The sequence below is a fragment of the Oerskovia sp. NPDC056781 genome (genome assembly GCF_042789955.1).
GTDB lineage: Bacteria > Actinomycetota > Actinomycetes > Actinomycetales > Cellulomonadaceae > Oerskovia > Oerskovia rustica.
This window is the reverse complement of the sequence record NZ_JBHUAD010000003.1, coordinates 11771-28684: the sequence shown is the minus strand read 5'-3', so window position 1 is coordinate 28684 and position 16914 is coordinate 11771. Positions and strand designations below refer to the sequence as shown.

Here is a 16914-nt window from a genome sequence, read left to right as displayed (position 1 = left end):
CCGGACACATGGGCTGGTTCCAGAACCTGTTCGGCGGCGGGCGCAGGCGCCCGCCGGAGGTCCCCGTGCTGCCGCCGGCACCTACGAGCGCGGACATCCTGGCCTCGGTCGACGCCGTGCAGGCGCAGATCGAGGGCCGGGTCCCGCCCGCCGTCACGGCGCGCGTGAACCGCATCGCGAAGACGGTCGACGACATGGCCCCGCGCCTCGACCGCCTCGGCGGCGGCAGCGCGCAGGCGCACACGGTCGTCGCGACGGCCACGAGCTACCTGCCGGAGGCCGTCGGGGGCTACCTGCGCCTGCCGCGCGACTTCGCGGACACGCGCGCGGTCAACCGTGGCAAGACCTCGCTCATGATCCTGTGCGACCAGCTCGACCTGCTGGGCGTGACGCTCGACAAGATCTCGGACGCGGTCTCGCGTGCGGACGCCGCGGCGCTCGTGGCGCACGGGCAGTTCCTCGCGGAGAAGTTCCAGTCCTCCTCGATCGCGCTCGCGCCCGACGCGGGGGTGGGCACGGCCCAGCCGCAGGCGCCGGGCACCCCGGGCGGGTTGGAACGGCCGTGAGCGCCGCGCGCCAGGGGGCGCTCGCACGGAGCATCGAGGCGCTCGTGGCGGTGGGTCGCGGCGCGGGCCTCCTGCCCGACGACGTCGCGCACGAGGGCGAGCAGCTCGCCGCAGCGGTGGCCGAGTCGTCCACGGGCGCAGCCCCCGCGTGGCTCGAGGCCGTGGGCCGCGACCCGGGCGACTACACGGCGTTCTTCGAGTCGGCGCAACGCGGCCGGCGGTGGCGTTCCGCCCCGACCGACCAGCTCACGGCACTCGTCGTCGCGGGCTCGGAGCACGCGGCCGCGTACGCGGAGGCGCTCGTGGCCGTGATCGCCGCAGCCGGCTCCCTGGGTTCCCCCGGGCTCGCGGCCTCAGCCGGCGCCGCGTCCACGACGGCCGTCCAGCGGGCCGCGGCCCAGCCGCACACCGCCGCACCGCGACCTCAGCAGGCGCCGAGCAACCCGCGTTCCCCCGTGCCCGCGTTCGACCCGACGCTTCCGAGCGCCACGAACCCGTTCGACCTCGGCTCGCTCGTCGGTGCGGGCGGGGTCCGTCCGCCGGCGCAGGACGTCGTCCCCACCGTGGACGCGATCCTCGACGCGCTGGGTGCCCGCACCCCCGGCCACCCCGCGGGCGGTCCGGCCTCCGGGACGCACGCGACGCCGTCGGGCAGCGAGGCCGGCGTGAACCCCGACGGCGGGCAGACCGCGACGACCGGCGCCGCACCTGCGGAGGCGGAGGACGGGGCCGAGCCGCCTCGTTCGCTCGAAGAGCTTCTCGCCGAGCTCGACGCGCTCGTCGGGCTCGACCGGGTCAAGCACGAGATCCGCCAGCAGACCGAGCTCCTGCGCGTCGAGAAGCTGCGCACGGCCGCTGGCCTGACCACGCCCACGCTCACGCGCCACCTCGTGTTCCTCGGCAACCCGGGCACGGGCAAGACGACCGTCGGGCGCCTCGTCGCAGGTATCTACCGTGCGCTCGGGCTGCTGAGCAAGGGGCACCTGGTCGAGGTGGACCGCTCCGAGCTCGTCGCCGGATATCTGGGGCAGACAGCCGTCAAGACGTCCGAGGTCGTGGCGACCGCGATCGGCGGCGTGCTGTTCATCGACGAGGCGTACGGCCTCGCGGAGGACCAGTACGGCACCGAGGCCGTCAACACGCTCGTCAAGGACATGGAGGACCACCGCGACGACCTCGTGGTGATCGTCGCCGGGTACCCCGGCCCCATGGCCGGGTTCATCGCGACCAACCCCGGGCTCGAGTCGCGCTTCTCGACGACCATCACGTTCGACGACTACTCGGACGCCGAGCTGCGCGGCATCTTCGAGCGCATGGCGACGTCGGCCGACTTCGAGGCGCTGCCCGAGACCCTCGACCGGTTCGAGGAGATGGTCTCGCTCGTGCCGCGCACCGAGGGGTTCGGCAACGGCCGCCACGCGCGCAACGTCCTGGACGCGGCCATCGCGCGCCACGCGTGGCGTCTCAAGGACACCCCCGAGCCCACGCTCGACGAGCTCCGCCGGATCCTGCCCGAGGACCTGCTGCCCCAGGACGGGACCGCGGCCGACACAGAGAGCGCCGGGAGCATCCTGGCCGAACCGGCCGAACCGGCCCGGCCCGCCGACGAGCCCGACGAGCCCGACGACCTGCCGGAAGACCTCTCCGACCACCCGACCGTCTCCCCCCAGGAGGAGCCTGCATGAGCCAGACCCTGACGCCGCCGCCCGGGTCCGCCCCGGCGACCGGTCGGGCCGTCCAGCCCTCCTACCCCGGGCAGCCCGCCGGACCGGTGGGCACGCCCGCCGCCACGCAGGCCCAGGAGCGCGCCGCACGCCGCGCGGGCGTGCGCAGCGCGCTGCGGCGCTCGCCGGGCAAGCTGCGGATCGCTCTCGCGCTGTGCGTGCTCGCGGCGGTCGTCTTCGGCGCGCTCGGCTTCCAGGCCGCGCGCGTCCAGGGGATCGCGCTCGACGACGCCCGCGCGGACACGAGCCAGCTCCTGGGCGTCCAGGACGTGCGCAACAACCTGGTCGTCGCGGACGCCGCGGCGACCAACGCGTTCCTGGTCGGGGGCCTGGAGCCCGTGGACCAGCGCGAGCGCTACGACGACGCGATCGCGAACGCCTCGATCCGTGTCGCCGAGCTCGCGGGGTCCAACAGCGCGGACGCGACCGAGCTCGGCCGGGTCGCCTCGCAGGTCGCGGTCTACACGGGCCTGATCGAGCAGGCGCGCGCCAACAACCGTCAGGGCTTCCCGGTGGGGTCGGCCTACCTCGACCAGGCCTCGACGCTGCTGCGCGACGAGATCCTGCCGACGCTGACCACGCTCGTGGACGACAACGCCGACCGTGTGGCGTCCGACCTGTCGATGGTGCGCAACGCGCTGTGGATCCTCGCGGCGGGCGTGCTGTGCCTGGCGCTGCTGGTCGCGACGCAGGTGTGGCTCGCCAAGCGCACGCACCGCGTCCTCAACGTGGGGCTGCTCGCGGCGGGCGCGGTCGTGCTGGTCGTGGGGGTCGTGGGCGCGGTCCTGCTGAGCCAGACGAACGGCGCGGCCGCGGCGGTCCGCGACGGCCCGTACGCGGCGACGCTCGCCGCGTCGACCGCGTACTCCGAGGCCAACGACGCCAAGGCCATGGAGAGCTTCACGCTCATCAAGCGCGGCTCGGGCCAGGCGTACGAGGAGTCGTTCGTCGAGCTCACGGCCGACGCGACGCAGCGCCTCGACGACGCGGGCGCGGCCGGGGTCCGCGACGGGACCGCGGCCGGCCACCTGGGCGAGTGGGTCACGCAGCACCAGGAGATCCGTGCGCTCGACGACGCGGGCGACTGGGACGGGGCGGTCGCCCTCGCGACGAGCTCGGCCGAGGGCAGCCCGAACGCCGCGTTCGAGGCCTTCTCCCAGTCCGTCACGAACGACATCACCGACAACATCCGGGCCACGCAGGCCGACCTTGCCTCGGCGGGCACGAAGTCCGCCCTCGCGGGCTGGCTGCTGCTGGCCGCGGGCCTCGTCGCGGCGGTCCTCGCCTGGCGCGGCCTGAACGTCCGACTGGAGGAGTACCGGTGATCACCACGACCTTCCGCAAGAGCGGGCGCCTGGGCGCCCTCGTGGCGCTGGGAGTCTCGGGCGCGCTGGTCCTGGCCGGCTGCGCCACGCCCGACGCGTCCTCGGGTGCACCCGTGGCCTCGGTCGTCGGCACGGCGGGCAGCACCGTGGCCGGGAGCGGCCCGGCGGGCGCCGCGGTCTCCGCGGCCGCGGCGTGCGAGAACCCGGTCGCGTCCTACGCTCCCGACGGGCCGCTGCCCGGACCGGGGGCCCTCCCGGCGGGCAGCACCATGGCCGCGATCCGCGACCGCGGCTCGCTCGTCGTGGGGGTTTCGGCCGACACCCTCCAGCTCGGTGCCCGCAACCCCCTGACGGGGCAGATCGAGGGCTTCGACATCGACGTGCTCCACCAGGTGTCGAACGCGATCTTCGGCGACCCGGACCGGCTGCAGTTCCGCGTCATCACCTCGGGGCAGCGCCTCGAGGCCCTGGAGAAGGGCGACGTGGACATCGTCGCGCGCGCGTTCACGATCAACTGCGAGCGCTGGGAGACCATCGCGTTCTCCTCGGAGTACTACCACGCGGGCCAGAAGGTCCTCGTGACGCGTGACTCCGAGGCGCAGGGCATCGCGGACCTCGCGGGCCAGCGGGTCTGCGCCCCGGACGGCACCACGACGCTCGAACGCCTCCAGGAGTACCCCGACATCGAGGCCGTGCCCGCGACGACCCACACGGGCTGCCTCGCGCTCTTCCAGCAGGGCAAGGTCGACGCGATCACGGGTGACGACACGATCCTCGCGGGCTTCGCCGCGCAGGACCCGTACGCCAAGGTCGTCGGGCAGGCGATCTCCGACGAGCCGTACGGCCTGGGCATCCCGGCGGCAAACGTCGACATGGTCAAGTTCGTCAACGGCGTGCTGGAGCAGATGCGCACCGACGGCACCTGGACCGCGCTGTACGACGAGTGGCTCGGCGTCCTCGGCCCAGCCCCGGCCCCGCCGGTCGCCGTGTACGGCCGTACGCCGTGACGCCAGGCTCCTCGCCCTCCCCTGCCGCTGCCGGACCGCCCGTCGCCCCGCGCACGCAGCAGGCCCCGACCGCGCCCGGACGCCTGGGCGAGGCGAGCCCCGCCGCCGAGCTCTTCACGTACCTCGCGGCGCTCGAGGAGTGGCTGCGGGCACGCCGCACCGAGCTCGACCGGCTCGACGCCGCGGCACAGGCCGCCGCGGCTCCCGAGACGTACACCGCGGACATGCTGCTCGCCATGACCCTGTGGCAGGCGGCCCGCACGCGCGCCGACGAGATGGCCGTGGTCTGGGACTCGGGGCGCGCGGACACGGTCGCGCGCGAGAAGATCTCACAGCTGATCTGGGGTCGGCTCAGCTCGCCCGACGGCTCGTCGCTCGTGTCGTTGGTCGAGGCGACGCGGCTGTGCGACGCGATCGTGGCCGCGCTGCGCACGCGCCTGTCGTTCGACCCGAACGCCGCCGACGAGGTCGCCCGGTTCCGTGGCCTGCGCGCCGAGCTGGCCCGGTGCGACGAGCTCGCCGGCTCCGACACCGAGGCCCGTGGCCGGGTGGAGAAGCTCCGCGAGCGCTGGACGCGCCTGCGGGACAAGGCGTCGCACGGCGCCGACGTGACCGGCCCCCTGACCGAGCTCGAGGCCGAGGTCGCGCGCACCGAGCGCGACCTCATCGTGGGCGCGTCCGAGCGTCGCGAGCTGGCCCGCGACCGCAAGCAGGCCGTCGAGCGCTACGCGGCCCTGGAGGCGCGCGAACCCTCGTTGCGCGATCTCGCGGCCCGGGCCCGCCGCGAGATCGCCGCTCCCCCACGCCTCGCGGTGCCCGACGTGTCACGCCTCGGTGAGGTCCCGCACGACCGCTCGGGGCTCGACGGGTTCCTCACCCGGCTCGCGACCGTCGCGCGCGCGTTCGACACGGTCGAGTCCGCGTACACCGCGCCGCTGCGCGAACGGGCCGAGCTGCGCTACCGGCTCGACGCCTACCGCGTGAAGGCCGACGCCAACGGCCGCAGTGCCTCCCCCACGGTCCGCTCCGGGCTGGCCGAGGCCCGCGAGGCGGGCGAGGCCGTGCCCTGCGACGTGGTCCTCCTGCGCTTCCTCGTCGAGCAGTACCAGTTCCTGTCCCGTGACCTGCCCGCACACCTCTCGTCGCCCGGACCGTCGCCCGCACCGGGCCAGGAAGGATCGTCCCGATGACCACGACCGCTCAGGAGCCCTGCTCCCAGCCGGGCTGCCCCGGCTTCATCGAGGACGGCTACTGCAACGTCTGCGGCTCGCCCGCCGCGCCGTCGGGCGCAGCCGGTTCTCCCGGCCCGGCAGGGTCGACGACCGCGACCGCAGCCGCCGCCTCGCCGTCGGCCATGCTCGGCACGGGCATCGCGCAGGCCGCGCCGAACTACGCGGCAGGCCCCGGCCCCGAGGGCGAGGCCGTCTCGACCCGTACCGGGCGCACGAGCTCGACCCAGCTCGCGAGCGCCGCGCTCGGCTCGGCCCGCTCGGCCGTGACGGGCACCAAGTCGACGCGGCGCGTCGGGACGTCCTCGACGCGCCTTCGCGGCCACCGCCTGGGCGCGGGTCTGACGACCGTGCCCAGCGCGCCGGTCCGCGACCCGCTCCAGGCCATCATGGCCGTTCCCGAGCTCGCGGAGTCCAAGCGGTTCTGCCCCACGTGCGGCGCCAAGGTCGGCCGGTCGCGCGACGGCGTCCCGGGCCGCACCTCGGGCTTCTGCCCGCAGTGCCGCACGGCGTTCTCGTTCGACCCGCAGCTCTCGCCAGGTGACGTCGTGGGCGGCCAGTACGAGGTCGTGGGCTGCCTCGCGCACGGTGGCCTCGGCTGGATCTACCTGGCCCGCGACCAGAACGTGTCGGGCCGGTGGGTCGTGCTCAAGGGCCTGCTCAACTCGGGCGACCCCGACGCGTTCGCGGCCGCGATCTCCGAGCGCCAGTTCCTGGCCGAGGTCGAGCATCCGCTGATCGTCGAGATCTACAACTTCGTGATGCACGACGGCGCGGGCTACACCGTCATGGAGTACGTGGGCGGCAAGTCGCTCAAGGAGATCCTCAAGGACCGCCGCGACGACAACGGCGGAGTGGTGAACCCGCTGCCCGTGGACCAGGCGCTCGCGTTCGTCCTGGAGATCCTCCCGGCGTTCGCGTACCTGCACGACCTGGGCCTGATCTTCTGCGACTTCAAGCCCGACAACATGATCCAGCAGGGCGACGGCGTCAAGCTCATCGACCTGGGCGGCGTGCGACGCCTGGACGACATGACCTCCGCCATCTTCGGCACGGTCGGCTACCAGGCTCCCGAGGTCGCGGAGATCGGGACGTCCGTCGCGTCGGACATCTACACGATCGGGCGCACGCTCGCCACGCTCGTGCTGGACTTCCGCGGGAACCAGACGACGTACGTCGCCTCCCTGCCGCCCGTGGCCGAGACCCCGGTCTTCCAGCAGTACGACTCGTTCTACCGGCTCCTCGCCAAGGCGTGCGCGCTCGACCCGTCGGACCGCTTCGCGACGGTCGACGAGATGCGCGCCCAGCTCATCGGCGTGCTGCGCGAGGTCGTCGCGACCGACCGCGGCCCGGGCAGCGGCGCGCTGCACTCTGCGGCGTCGGTCCTGTTCGAGGCCCCCGTGTCCGACGACGCCGACCACCCCCTCACGTGGGACGCCCTGCCGACCCTCAAGATCGACGAGTCCGACCCCATGGCGAGCTGGCTCGCGGGCGTCAACATCGCCGACCCGGCGGCGCGCATGGCGGCCCTGGCGGCGGCCCCCGAGTCCACGGTCGAGGTGCGGCTCGCGTACGCCAAGGCCGCGATCGAGCACCGCCGGTTCGCCGAGGTCGACAAGACGATCGTCGAGATCCTCGCCGACGACCCGTGGGAGTGGCGCGCGGCCTGGATCGGCGGGCTGGCCGAGCTCGCACGCGGCGAGGCCGCGGACGCCCGCGCATCGTTCAACGCGGTCTACGGCCAGGTGCCCGGCGAGCTCGCACCCAAGCTCGCGCTCGCGGTCGCGTGCGAGGTCAGCGGGGAACCGGACATCGCCGAGTCGCTGTACGTGATCTGCGCCCGGTCGGACGCCAACTACACCGCACCCGCGGCGTTCGGGCTCGCCCGCATCCGGCAGGCGCGCGGCGACCTCGACGGGGCGCTGCACGCCCTGGACCTCGTGACCCCGACCCGCAGCTCGTACACCGATGCGCGCATGCGCCGCGCCCGGCTCCTCGCCGGCTCCGACCGCGGGCTCACGGCCCTGGCCGAGGCCCTCGCGAGCGTCGAGTCGGTCGCGATCCCTCAGCGTGACCGCGTGGCCCTCTCGATCGACGTCCTGAGCTCCGCGCTCGAGGAGGTCACGGTCAAGAAGCAGGTCGGCACCGCGCGCCTCGGCGGGGTCGAGCCCAAGGAGCCGCCGCTGCGCGACGCCCTCGAGGGGGCGTACCGCGAGATGGCGACCCTCACCGATGACCGGGTCGCGAAGATCGACCTGGTCGACCGGGCGAACGCCGTGCGCCGCTGGACGACGACGTGAGCGCGCAGGAGAGCTCGCCCGGCCTGCTCGCGCCGTGCGCCACGTGCGGTGAGGTACCCGCACCCGGGGCGAGGTTCTGCGAGAACTGCGGCTCGGACGTCGGGCCTGCGGTGGCCTCCGGGGACGGGCCGCCCATCCTGGCGCGCCCGCCCGTGCCTGCTCTCCCTCCTCTGACGCTGCCGACGCCTCCGCCGGACCTCAAGCCCACGGACCCCGACTCGGGCGCCGTGCCTCCGCCCCCTCCTCCGCCGCCTCCTGCGGTCCGGCGACCCTGCACGAGCTGCGGCGGGACGGTCGCGGACGACGGCTACTGCGAGCAGTGCGGCGAGAAGGCCCAGGTCGAGCGCGACCACTGGGCCGAGCAGCCCGCCCCCTGGGTCGCGGGGGTGTGCGACCGCGGCATCCGGCACTCGCGCAACGAGGACGCCATGGCGCTCGCCGCGTCGGGCGACCCGGCCACGGTCGGGCGCTTCGCGGCCCTCGTGGTGTGCGACGGTGTCTCGGCCGCGCCGGACTCCGACGTCGCGAGCCTCGCGGCCGCGCGTGCGGCCCGCGACGTGCTCGCGTCCGGCGGGCCCGACGGCGCCGCCCCCGTCACGGGCGACGTCACCGAACGCATCCAGGCGTGGCAGGCCCTCATGGTCGCCGCGTCGACGACCGCGAACGACGCCGTCCTGGTCGCGGTGGGCGACAAGGCCGAGCGGGCCGAGCCGCCGTCGTGCACGTTCGTCGCGGCCGTCGTGGACGGCCCGCTGGTCGTCGCGGGATGGGTCGGCGACTCGCGCGCCTACTGGATCCCCGACGCCGGGACGGCCCGCCAGCTCAGCGTCGACGACTCGTGGGCGCACGAGCTCATGGCCATGGGCACCCCGCGCCACGTCGCCGAGAACGCGCCCCAGGCGCACGCGATCACGCGCTGGCTCGGGCCCGACTCGACCGACCCGGCGGCCCGCTGCGCCCCGACCGTCCCCGACTCCTCGGGCTGGCTGCTGGTCTGCTCGGACGGCCTGTGGAACTACTGTTCCGCGGCCGACGACCTCGCGGACCTCGTGCGCTCGACCGAGGCCACGACGGGACGCGAGCCCCGCGCCCTGGCGACCGAGCTCGTGCGCTGGGCCAACGCCCAGGGCGGCCGGGACAACATCACCGCGACCCTTGCGCGCTTCGAGGCGCTCGCCGCCCCGGACACCTCCGATAACCTGCACACAGACGCAATCTCGGGCGACGAGCCCGCGACCCGCGCCCTCTGATCCACGAAGGAGCCCAGAACCCATGGCCGAGTTCTCCGCCGAGGTCTTCCAGAACGAGTTCCTGTCCGAGGGCGCCACGGATGTGCACGCCATCGTGACGGTGACCGCCCGAGGGGCAGGTCAGGCGGGGGCCGCGACATCGGGCGGCGGAGTCGCCGAGATCATCATGGTCGACACGTCCGGCTCGATGTCCGGACGCAACATGGAGTCCGCCAAGTACGCCGCGCAGGTCGCGGTCGACCAGATCCTCGACGGGACCTGGTTCGCGATCGTCGGCGGCAGCCACGTCGCGCAGCGCGCGTTCCCCTACCCCAACGCGCGCGTCGCGATGGTGCAGATGGAGCCCGCGGCCCGTGAGGAGGCCAAGCGGGCCATCGCCATGATGAGCCCGTCGGGCGGCACCGCGATGAGCACGTGGCTCCAGCTCGCGGCCCAGCTCTTCGACACCGTGCCCCAGGCCGTCCAGCGCCACGCGATCCTGCTGACCGACGGCAAGAACGAGTCCGAGCCGCGCGAGAACCTGTCGCAGGTCGTGCGTGCCGTGACCGGGAGGTTCCAGTGCGACGCGCGCGGCGTCGGGTCGCGCTGGCAGGTCGACGAGCTGCGCGAGATCTCGACGGCCCTGCTCGGGACGGTCGACCTGATCGCCGACCCGAGCGAGATCGCGGCCGACTTCTCCTCGCTCGTCCAGAAGTCCATGTCGCGCGGCGTGGCCTCCGCGGACCTGCGCGTGTGGGCCCCGCAGGGCGCCCAGGTGCTGTTCGTCCGCCAGGTCGCCCCGACGGTCGAGGACCTCACGACGCGCCGCGCCGTGGTCAACCCGCTCACGGGCTCCTACCCCACGGGCTCGTGGGGCGACGAGTCGCGCGACTACCACGTGGCCGTGCGCGTGGCCTCGAAGCCCGTGGGCTCCGAGCAGCTCGCGGCGCGCGTGCAGCTCGCCGTGAACGGCGAGGTGGTCTCGTCGGGTCTCGTGAAGGCCAAGTGGTCCGACGACGGCGCGCTCACCACGCGCATCAACCCGGAGGTCGCGCACTACACGGGTCAGGCCGAGCTCGCGTCCGCGATCCAGGAGGGCCTCGCGGCCAAGGCGGCGGGCGACGAGGCGACCGCCACGGTCAAGCTCGGCCGTGCCGTCCAGCTGGCGGCCGAGACCGGCAACGACGAGGCGACCTCGCGCCTGCGCAAGGTCGTCGAGATCGAGAGCGAGGAGCAGGGCACCGTGCGCCTCAAGCGCAACACCGACAAGCTCGACGAGATGGCCCTCGACACCGCCTCGACCAAGACCACGCGGGTCAAGCGATGAGCGCGATCTGCCCCAACGGGCACGCATCCGAGTCGACCGACTACTGCGACGTGTGCGGCGAGCCCATGGGGGCTGCGAGCAGCGCCTCGGGGGCCGTGGCCTCCGGGTCCGTCGGAGCCGCGGCCGGTGCTGCCGGTGGTAGCGCCGCGGTGGCTGCGGGCGGCGAGCCGATCACGTGCCCGCACTGCTCGTTCCCGGCCGCGGCCGGGGCGCTGTTCTGCGAGAACTGCGGCTACGACTTCACGACGGGCTCGCTGCCCGAGCCTGCGGGGGCCCCATCGGCCGCGACCCCGGTCTCGGTCAGCGCGGCTGGACCGGCGGCTCCTGGGCCGCTCGATCCCCCGGCGTCGTCGCTCGACCTCGACCCGGTCGCTCCTCCCGCCGGGTCGCCCGCGGCCGCGCCGTCGGCGGACCCGCTGTCTGCCCCGGCCGCGCTCACGCCGCCTGTCGGCGACCCGGAGGCGGGTGACCCGTCGTCCGCCTCTGTCGGCGCCGGCGACCCGGGAGCCGGACCTCTCGTCGCGCCGGGTGCGCCTGGTGCACTTGCCGACCCGGCTGAGGGCGAGTCGGCGTCCACGACGGGAGCGACGCCGTCGGGCACGGGGACGCACCTGCCGACCCCGCCCGTGCCGGGCGAGGACCAGTGGGTCGTCGAGGTGTGGATCGACCCCGACTGGTACCAGGCGCAGAAGGCCGAGGACCCGCTGCCGTCGGCCGGGCTGCCCGGGCTCGTGGTCCTTCGCGAGCGCAGCGTCCTCGTGGGGCGCCCGTCGGTCTCACGCAACATCCACCCGCAGATCGACTGCGGCGCCGACACCGGCGTCTCGCGGCGGCACTGCCAGCTCAACACCGACGGGCAGCGCTGGTGGGTCGAGGACCTCCAGTCGTCCAACGGGACCTACCTGAGCCCCGCCGGGGGTGAGCTGCCCATCGACCCGATCCCGGCCGGTCAGCGTCGCGAGGTCGCCGACGGCGACCGCATCTACCTCGGGGGCTGGACGCGCCTCGTGATCCGCAAGGCGCTGCCTGGGGAGGTCTGAGCCTTTCGCCTCGTGCGCGACGGGTGGCGCGGGCGCCGGTTGAAGCCGGGCCCGCGCCATCTTCGTGCGGCGCTACGCAGGCACCGCCCGCGCACCTGCAGCCAGGCGCGTGTTCGCCGACAACCGCTCCCCTGCGTCCTTGCAGGTCGACAGGCGCGGGGTGAAAGAGACTGCAACAGTCCACTGCAATCCGCACACACTTGTAGATTCCCGACAGGCTCCCCGGACCTCGTGGAGCCCGGCTGGGAGGTTTCCTCCAACCGCTTGTCGACTTCCACCACCTCGCGCCGTTCGCGCTGGCCCGTTGCGCCGACGCGTCTTCACCCTCTCGAGGACCAGAGTTGACCCGTGCCACCCGGCACCTCACGCCCTTCCCGAGGAGACCCTGTGGCCCGCCCCGTGCGCACCGATCTGCCCGCAGACCTGCCCGCAGACGTCCCCACCCCCGCACACCCCGACCTGTCGGTCTCGCCCCACGCCCCGGCGCACCAGCCATCCCGCTGGAGCGTCACCGCATCCGACGCGGCCCGCATCGCGACGTTCGCCGCCCTGACCGCGGTCCTCGGCATGCCGGGGCCTCTGGCCCTGTTCGGCAACGCCGTCCCGATCACGCTCCAGACCCTCGGCGTCATGCTCGCCGGCGCGCTCCTCGGCGCGTGGCGTGGCGCGCTCGCGATGCTCACGTTCCTGGCCCTGGTCGCCGCGGGCCTCCCGCTCCTGTCGGGCGGCCGCGGCGGGCCGGGGGTCTTCGTGGGTCCGTCGGCCGGCTACCTGATCGGGTTCGTGGTCGGTGCAGCGGTCGTCGGGCTGATCGTCCAGCGGTTCACGACCCTGTCCTTCTGGCGTGTCCTGGCGGCGTGCGTCGTGGGCGGCATGCTCGTCATGTACGCCCTGGGCATCCCGTTGCAGTCGCTCGTCACGGGCTTCTCGCTCCGGACGGTCGCGACTGGTGCGCTCATGTACCTGCCGGGTGACCTCCTCAAGGCCGTGGTCGCGGCGTCGGTCACGGTCGGCGTGGTGCGCGCCTACCCCGCTGCGTCACCGCTGCGCCACGGTGTGAAGACGCCAGAGAACCAGCCCACCGCGAGCCCCGCGGCCTGATCGACCTACGATCCCCTCATGCCCGTCGCCCACGCCGTCATCGCGCACGCCAGCAGCTCCGCAGGGGGGCGCTGCGCGCTGCGCGCTCCGGACCGCTCCCGCACCTACCGTGCCCTCGCCGCGGACGTCGCGGCGGGAGCCGAGTTCCTGCGGGCGACCGGGACGGCCGTGGGCGACGTCGTCGCGATCTCCCTGCCCGACCCCGTCGACCTCCTCACGGCCCTCCTCGCGGTCGACCTCGCGGGTGCCACTCCTCTCGTCTGCGACCACACGTGGTCGCGCGCGCAACGCGCCGAGGTCCTGCGCACCATCGCCCCGGCGGGCTTCGTCGAGGTCCCGCTCCCGCGGGGCAGCACGGCGGACGCGCTCGCCCCGCTCAGCGGGCCGCTGGCGAGCAGCCCGCCCGACGACGACGCTCCCGCCGAGCCGTCGGCGTCGGCCCTCGCGTGGGCCGGGTTCTCGTCGGGGAGCACGGGCCGTCCCCGCGCGGTGGTCCGCACCCGCGGTTCCTGGACGGGCTCGTTCCCGGCAGCGGCACGCCTCACGGGCACCGGTCCCGAGGACACCGTGCTGGTGCCCGGTCCGCTCGCATCGTCGCTGTACTGCTTCGCGGCCGTGCACGCACTCGCGACGGGGGCGTGCGTCCAGCTCGCCAGAGGGGACGCCGCGATCACGACGGCCCTGGCGACCTCTGACGTCGTGCACCTCGTGCCCTCGGCGCTCGAGCCGATCCTCGACGCGATCGAGGCGGGGGCCCCGAGCCGGTTGCGGACCGCCGTGGTCGGGGGCGCGTCGCTGCCGAACGACGTGCGCGAGCGCGCGGCCCGCGCGGGGGTGGGCGTCGTGACGTACTACGGGGCCGTCGAGCTGTCGTTCGTCGCGATCGACACCGACGGCACGGGCCTGCGCCCCTTCCCGGGCGTCGAGGTCGAGGTGCGCGAGCTGCCGGGGGCGACGCTCGGCGAGGTCTGGGTGCGGTCGCCGTGGGTCGCGCAGGGGTATCTCGCCCGCGCGACCGGCCCGTTCCGCCGCGACGGCGAGTGGTGCACGGTGGGCGACCTGGCCGAGGTGCCCGTCCCCGAGCCCACCACGGGAGAGGATGTCCCGCTGGTCCTGCGCGGCCGGGGGGACGGCGCGATCCTCACCGGCGGCGCGACGGTCGTCCCGGAGGACGTCGAGGTCGTGCTGCGCGCGATCCCGGGCGTCGAGGACGTCGTGGTCGTGGGGACCCCGCACCGCCGCCTGGGCGCGGTCGTGACGGCCGTGGTGCAGTGCGCGGACCGGCCGGGCCTGCGCGCACACCTCGAACGCGTGGCCCGGGCCTCGCTGTCCTCGGCCCAGCGCCCGCGCCACTGGTACGGCGTGCGCGAGCTGCCCCGGACGCCGTCGGGCAAGGCCGCGCGCGGCGCGATCAGCGAGGCGCTGCTGTCCGGGGAGCCCACGTACGAGGCGCTGCGGTGAGCCCGTCGCCCGACGCCCCCGTGGTCGTCGCCGCGCGGCGGACCTGGATCGGCACTGTGGGACACGGGCATGCGGACCTCTCGGCGACCGACCTCGCCGCACCCGTCCTGGGCGCGGCCCTCACCGACCTGCCCGGGGGACACGGCCTCGACGTGAGCGACGTCGTGCTGGGCAACTGCACGGGACCGGGCGGGAACCTCGCGCGGGTCACGGTGCTCGCGGGCTCGCTGCGCGACCCGGACGGCCCGTTGACCGAGCGCGTCCCCGGGGTCACGGTCGACCGGCAGTGCGGCAGCGGCCTGGCCGCGATCCTGCTCGCGGCCCAGGGCGTCCGCGCCGGGGACGGCGACCTGGTGCTGGCCGGCGGCGTCGAGAGCGCCTCGACCGCTCCGCTGCGCGCCCACCGGCCGCCGCGCGGATCGGAGACCCTGCCCGTCCCCTACGACCGTGCCCCCTTCACCCCGGCCGAGCTCGGCGACCCGGACATGGGCACCGCCGCCGACTCCCTGGCCCGCGAGCGAGGCATCGGCCGCGAGCGCCAGGACGCCTACGCCGAACGATCGCACGCACGCGCCCTCGCCGCCCACGCGGCGGGTCGCTTCGCCGAGGAGACGGTCCCGGTGGGCACGCTCGCCCGGGACGAGCGCGCTCGTCGGCTCGACCCCGCGCTGCTCGCACGCCTCCCTGGCGCGTTCACCCCGGGCGGGACGGTGACCGCCGGGAACGCGAGCCCGCTCAGCGACGGGGCCGCCGCCGTCGTGATCGTCCCGGAGCGGGTGCGCGCCCGTCTCGGGGTGCCCGGCCTGCGGCTCGTCGGCGGCGTGACGCGCGGCTGCGACCCGCGCCTGCCGGGCTGGGGGCCCGTCCCGGCGGTGCGCGAGCTCCTGGCCCGTACGGGCCGGAGCATCGACGACGTCGCCGCGATCGAGCTCGTCGAGGCCTTCGCGGCGCAGGTCCTGGCCTTCACGGACGCCCTCTCCCTGCCCGACGACGACGCTCGCCTGTGCGCGGACGGCGGCGCCCTGGCGCTGGGCCACCCGTGGGGGGCGAGCGGGGCCGTGTCGGTCGTGCGGCTGTTCAGCAGGCTCGTGCGCGCGGGGGCCCCGGCAGGATCGCTCGGGCTCGCGGCCGCGGCCGTGGGTGGCGGCCTGGGCGTGGCCGGGTTGTTCAAGGTGGTCCGATGAGAGGGACGTTCATGCGCAGGTCGACCGTCGAGGACCCGCCCCGGGACCCGGCGACCGCCTCGCGCGACGCGACCGCCCCACCCGAGGTGGGCTGCGTCGTCGGGCTCGAGGACGTGCACGTGCGCCTCGGCGAGCGCGACGTCCTGCGCGGGGTCACCGCCCGGTTGCGCGAGCGGCGCATCGGGATCGTCGGCGCGAACGGCTCGGGCAAGAGCACCCTCGCGCGGCTGCTCAACGGGCTCGTCCTGCCCACTCACGGCACCGTGCGGGTCGACGACCTCGACACGCGGCGCTCGGGCGCCGAGGTGCGCCGGCGCGTCGGCTTCGTGTTCGCCGACCCCGACGCGCAGATCGTCATGCCCACCGTCGCCGAGGACGTCGCCTACTCGCTGCGTCGAGGCGACCACGACCGCGCCGCACGCGACCGGCTCGTCGCGGACTGGCTCGCACGCCACGGGCTCGACGGCCACGCCGACCACCCCGCGCACCTGCTCTCGGGCGGCCAGAAGCAGCTCCTCGCGCTCACGTCGGTCCTCGTGACCTCGCCACGCCTCGTCGTGGCCGACGAGCCCACGACCCTGCTCGACCTGCGCAACACACGTCGGGTCGCCGCGCTGCTGGCCGAGATCCCGCAGCAGGTCGTGCTCGTCTCGCACGACCTCGACCTCATGACGGGCTACGACCGCGTGCTCGTGATCGACGAGGGCCGGGTCGTGGCCGACGACGAGCCCGCACCGGCCGTGGCGTACTACCGCCGGCTCCTGGACGAGCGGCCATGACCCCTCGGAGCGCGGCCAGGTCGAGCACGTCGGCAGGCACGGCCGGTGCCTACGTCGTCGGACGCTCGCTGCTGCACCGCGCACCCGCGGGCCTCAAGCTCGCCGCGCTCATGGTGTGCTCGCTCGCCCTGCTGCTCGTGCGCGACGCCGTGGGGGTGGGCCTCGCGGCCCTCGCCGTCGCGGGGCTCTACGCGCTCGCGGGCCTCGGGGCGCGCGCCGCGTGGGGCCAGGTGCGCCCCCTGCGCGTGTTCCTGCCCGTGGTGTTCGCGCTCCAGTGGTGGCTCATGGACCTCACGTCCGCCGCGGTCCTCAGCACGCGCCTCCTGGTGCTCGTGGCGCTCGCCGGTCTCGTGACCTGCACGACGCGGGTCACCGACCTGCTCGTGGCGATCGAGCGGGGGCTCTCGCCGCTCGGTCTCGTCGGCGTGGACGTCGAGCGCGTCGCTCTGGTGCTGGCCCTCGCGCTGCGCAGCGTGCCCGTCGTCTCGGACCTCGCGGGCCGGGTCCGCGACGCGCAACGGGCCCGCGGCCACGAGCGCGACGTGCGCGCCTTCGCCGTGCCGCTCGTCGTGGGCGCGATGCGGCAGGCCGACGCGCTCGGCGAGGCCCTCCGGGCGCGCGGCTTCGACGACTGACCGCCAC

Annotated in this window: 14 protein-coding genes; all 14 read left to right on the top strand. The window is 74.9% G+C overall.

Translation table 11 applies throughout. The features are described 5' to 3' along the window. The first annotated feature begins 8 nt into the window (after positions 1-8). The 14 genes from ACFRCR_RS00710 to ACFRCR_RS00645 all read left to right on the top strand — a co-directional run bounded on the left by ACFRCR_RS00710 (position 9) and on the right by ACFRCR_RS00645 (position 16907). Positions 9-566 carry a hypothetical protein gene (locus ACFRCR_RS00710; protein ID WP_030150915.1) on the top strand — a complete coding sequence of 186 codons (558 nt, stop codon included), beginning with the start codon at positions 9-11 and terminating at the stop codon, positions 564-566. Further along, positions 563-2251, top strand: coding sequence for an AAA family ATPase (locus ACFRCR_RS00705; RefSeq protein ID WP_377674614.1), 1689 nt, complete (start codon positions 563-565; stop codon positions 2249-2251). Before ACFRCR_RS00710 ends, ACFRCR_RS00705 begins: the two co-directional genes overlap by 4 nt. Continuing rightward, on the top strand, positions 2248-3615 hold the full coding sequence (locus ACFRCR_RS00700) for a hypothetical protein (protein WP_377674612.1): 1368 nt from the start codon (positions 2248-2250) through the stop codon (positions 3613-3615). The genes ACFRCR_RS00705 and ACFRCR_RS00700 overlap by 4 nt, the downstream gene beginning before the upstream one ends. Continuing rightward, the gene (locus ACFRCR_RS00695) at positions 3612-4622 is read left to right on the top strand and encodes a glutamate ABC transporter substrate-binding protein (protein WP_377674610.1); all 1011 of its coding nucleotides are present in this window, start codon (positions 3612-3614) and stop codon (positions 4620-4622) included. Before ACFRCR_RS00700 ends, ACFRCR_RS00695 begins: the two co-directional genes overlap by 4 nt. Beyond that, positions 4619-5812 carry a hypothetical protein gene (locus ACFRCR_RS00690; protein WP_377674608.1) on the top strand — a complete coding sequence of 398 codons (1194 nt, stop codon included), beginning with the start codon at positions 4619-4621 and terminating at the stop codon, positions 5810-5812. The genes ACFRCR_RS00695 and ACFRCR_RS00690 overlap by 4 nt, the downstream gene beginning before the upstream one ends. Further along, positions 5809-8151, top strand: coding sequence for a tetratricopeptide repeat protein (locus ACFRCR_RS00685; protein WP_377674606.1), 2343 nt, complete (start codon positions 5809-5811; stop codon positions 8149-8151). The genes ACFRCR_RS00690 and ACFRCR_RS00685 overlap by 4 nt, the downstream gene beginning before the upstream one ends. Continuing rightward, the gene (locus tag ACFRCR_RS00680; RefSeq protein ID WP_377674604.1) at positions 8148-9401 is read left to right on the top strand and encodes a PP2C family protein-serine/threonine phosphatase; all 1254 of its coding nucleotides are present in this window, start codon (positions 8148-8150) and stop codon (positions 9399-9401) included. Before ACFRCR_RS00685 ends, ACFRCR_RS00680 begins: the two co-directional genes overlap by 4 nt. A gap of 22 nt (positions 9402-9423) precedes the next feature. Beyond that, positions 9424-10707 carry a VWA domain-containing protein gene (locus tag ACFRCR_RS00675; RefSeq protein WP_191796164.1) on the top strand — a complete coding sequence of 428 codons (1284 nt, stop codon included), beginning with the start codon at positions 9424-9426 and terminating at the stop codon, positions 10705-10707. After that, positions 10704-11747 carry an FHA domain-containing protein gene (locus ACFRCR_RS00670; protein ID WP_377674602.1) on the top strand — a complete coding sequence of 348 codons (1044 nt, stop codon included), beginning with the start codon at positions 10704-10706 and terminating at the stop codon, positions 11745-11747. Before ACFRCR_RS00675 ends, ACFRCR_RS00670 begins: the two co-directional genes overlap by 4 nt. 387 nt (positions 11748-12134) lie before the next feature. Beyond that, complete coding sequence (locus tag ACFRCR_RS00665; RefSeq protein ID WP_377674600.1) at positions 12135-12848, top strand: biotin transporter BioY; 714 nt, start codon at positions 12135-12137, stop codon at positions 12846-12848. Positions 12849-12866: 18 nt separating this feature from the next. Next, a complete protein-coding gene (locus tag ACFRCR_RS00660) occupies positions 12867-14309 on the top strand; it encodes an AMP-binding protein (RefSeq protein WP_377674598.1) in 1443 nt (480 codons plus the stop codon). After that, positions 14306-15493 (top strand): thiolase family protein, encoded by a 1188-nt coding sequence (locus ACFRCR_RS00655; RefSeq protein ID WP_377674596.1) that lies wholly within the window; start codon positions 14306-14308, stop codon positions 15491-15493. Before ACFRCR_RS00660 ends, ACFRCR_RS00655 begins: the two co-directional genes overlap by 4 nt. Next, positions 15490-16272, top strand: coding sequence for an energy-coupling factor ABC transporter ATP-binding protein (locus tag ACFRCR_RS00650; protein ID WP_377674594.1), 783 nt, complete (start codon positions 15490-15492; stop codon positions 16270-16272). Before ACFRCR_RS00655 ends, ACFRCR_RS00650 begins: the two co-directional genes overlap by 4 nt. Next, positions 16269-16907, top strand: a complete 639-nt coding sequence (locus ACFRCR_RS00645; protein ID WP_377674591.1) for an energy-coupling factor transporter transmembrane component T family protein — start codon at positions 16269-16271, stop codon at positions 16905-16907. The genes ACFRCR_RS00650 and ACFRCR_RS00645 overlap by 4 nt, the downstream gene beginning before the upstream one ends. Positions 16908-16914 lie beyond the last annotated feature (7 nt).

Bases quoted from the DNA above. Each gene is read 5' to 3' on its own strand.
- ACFRCR_RS00710 (WP_030150915.1), top strand. From the start codon at position 9: ATGGGCTGGTTCCAGAACCTGTTCGGCGGCGGGCGCAGGCGCCCGCCG.
- ACFRCR_RS00700 (WP_377674612.1), top strand. From the start codon at position 2,248: ATGAGCCAGACCCTGACGCCGCCGCCCGGGTCCGCCCCGGCGACCGGT.
- ACFRCR_RS00685 (WP_377674606.1), top strand. From the start codon at position 5,809: ATGACCACGACCGCTCAGGAGCCCTGCTCCCAGCCGGGCTGCCCCGGC.
- ACFRCR_RS00675 (WP_191796164.1), top strand. From the start codon at position 9,424: ATGGCCGAGTTCTCCGCCGAGGTCTTCCAGAACGAGTTCCTGTCCGAG.
- ACFRCR_RS00670 (WP_377674602.1), top strand. From the start codon at position 10,704: ATGAGCGCGATCTGCCCCAACGGGCACGCATCCGAGTCGACCGACTAC.
- ACFRCR_RS00660 (WP_377674598.1), top strand. From the start codon at position 12,867: ATGCCCGTCGCCCACGCCGTCATCGCGCACGCCAGCAGCTCCGCAGGG.
- ACFRCR_RS00650 (WP_377674594.1), top strand. From the start codon at position 15,490: ATGAGAGGGACGTTCATGCGCAGGTCGACCGTCGAGGACCCGCCCCGG.
- ACFRCR_RS00645 (WP_377674591.1), top strand. From the start codon at position 16,269: ATGACCCCTCGGAGCGCGGCCAGGTCGAGCACGTCGGCAGGCACGGCC.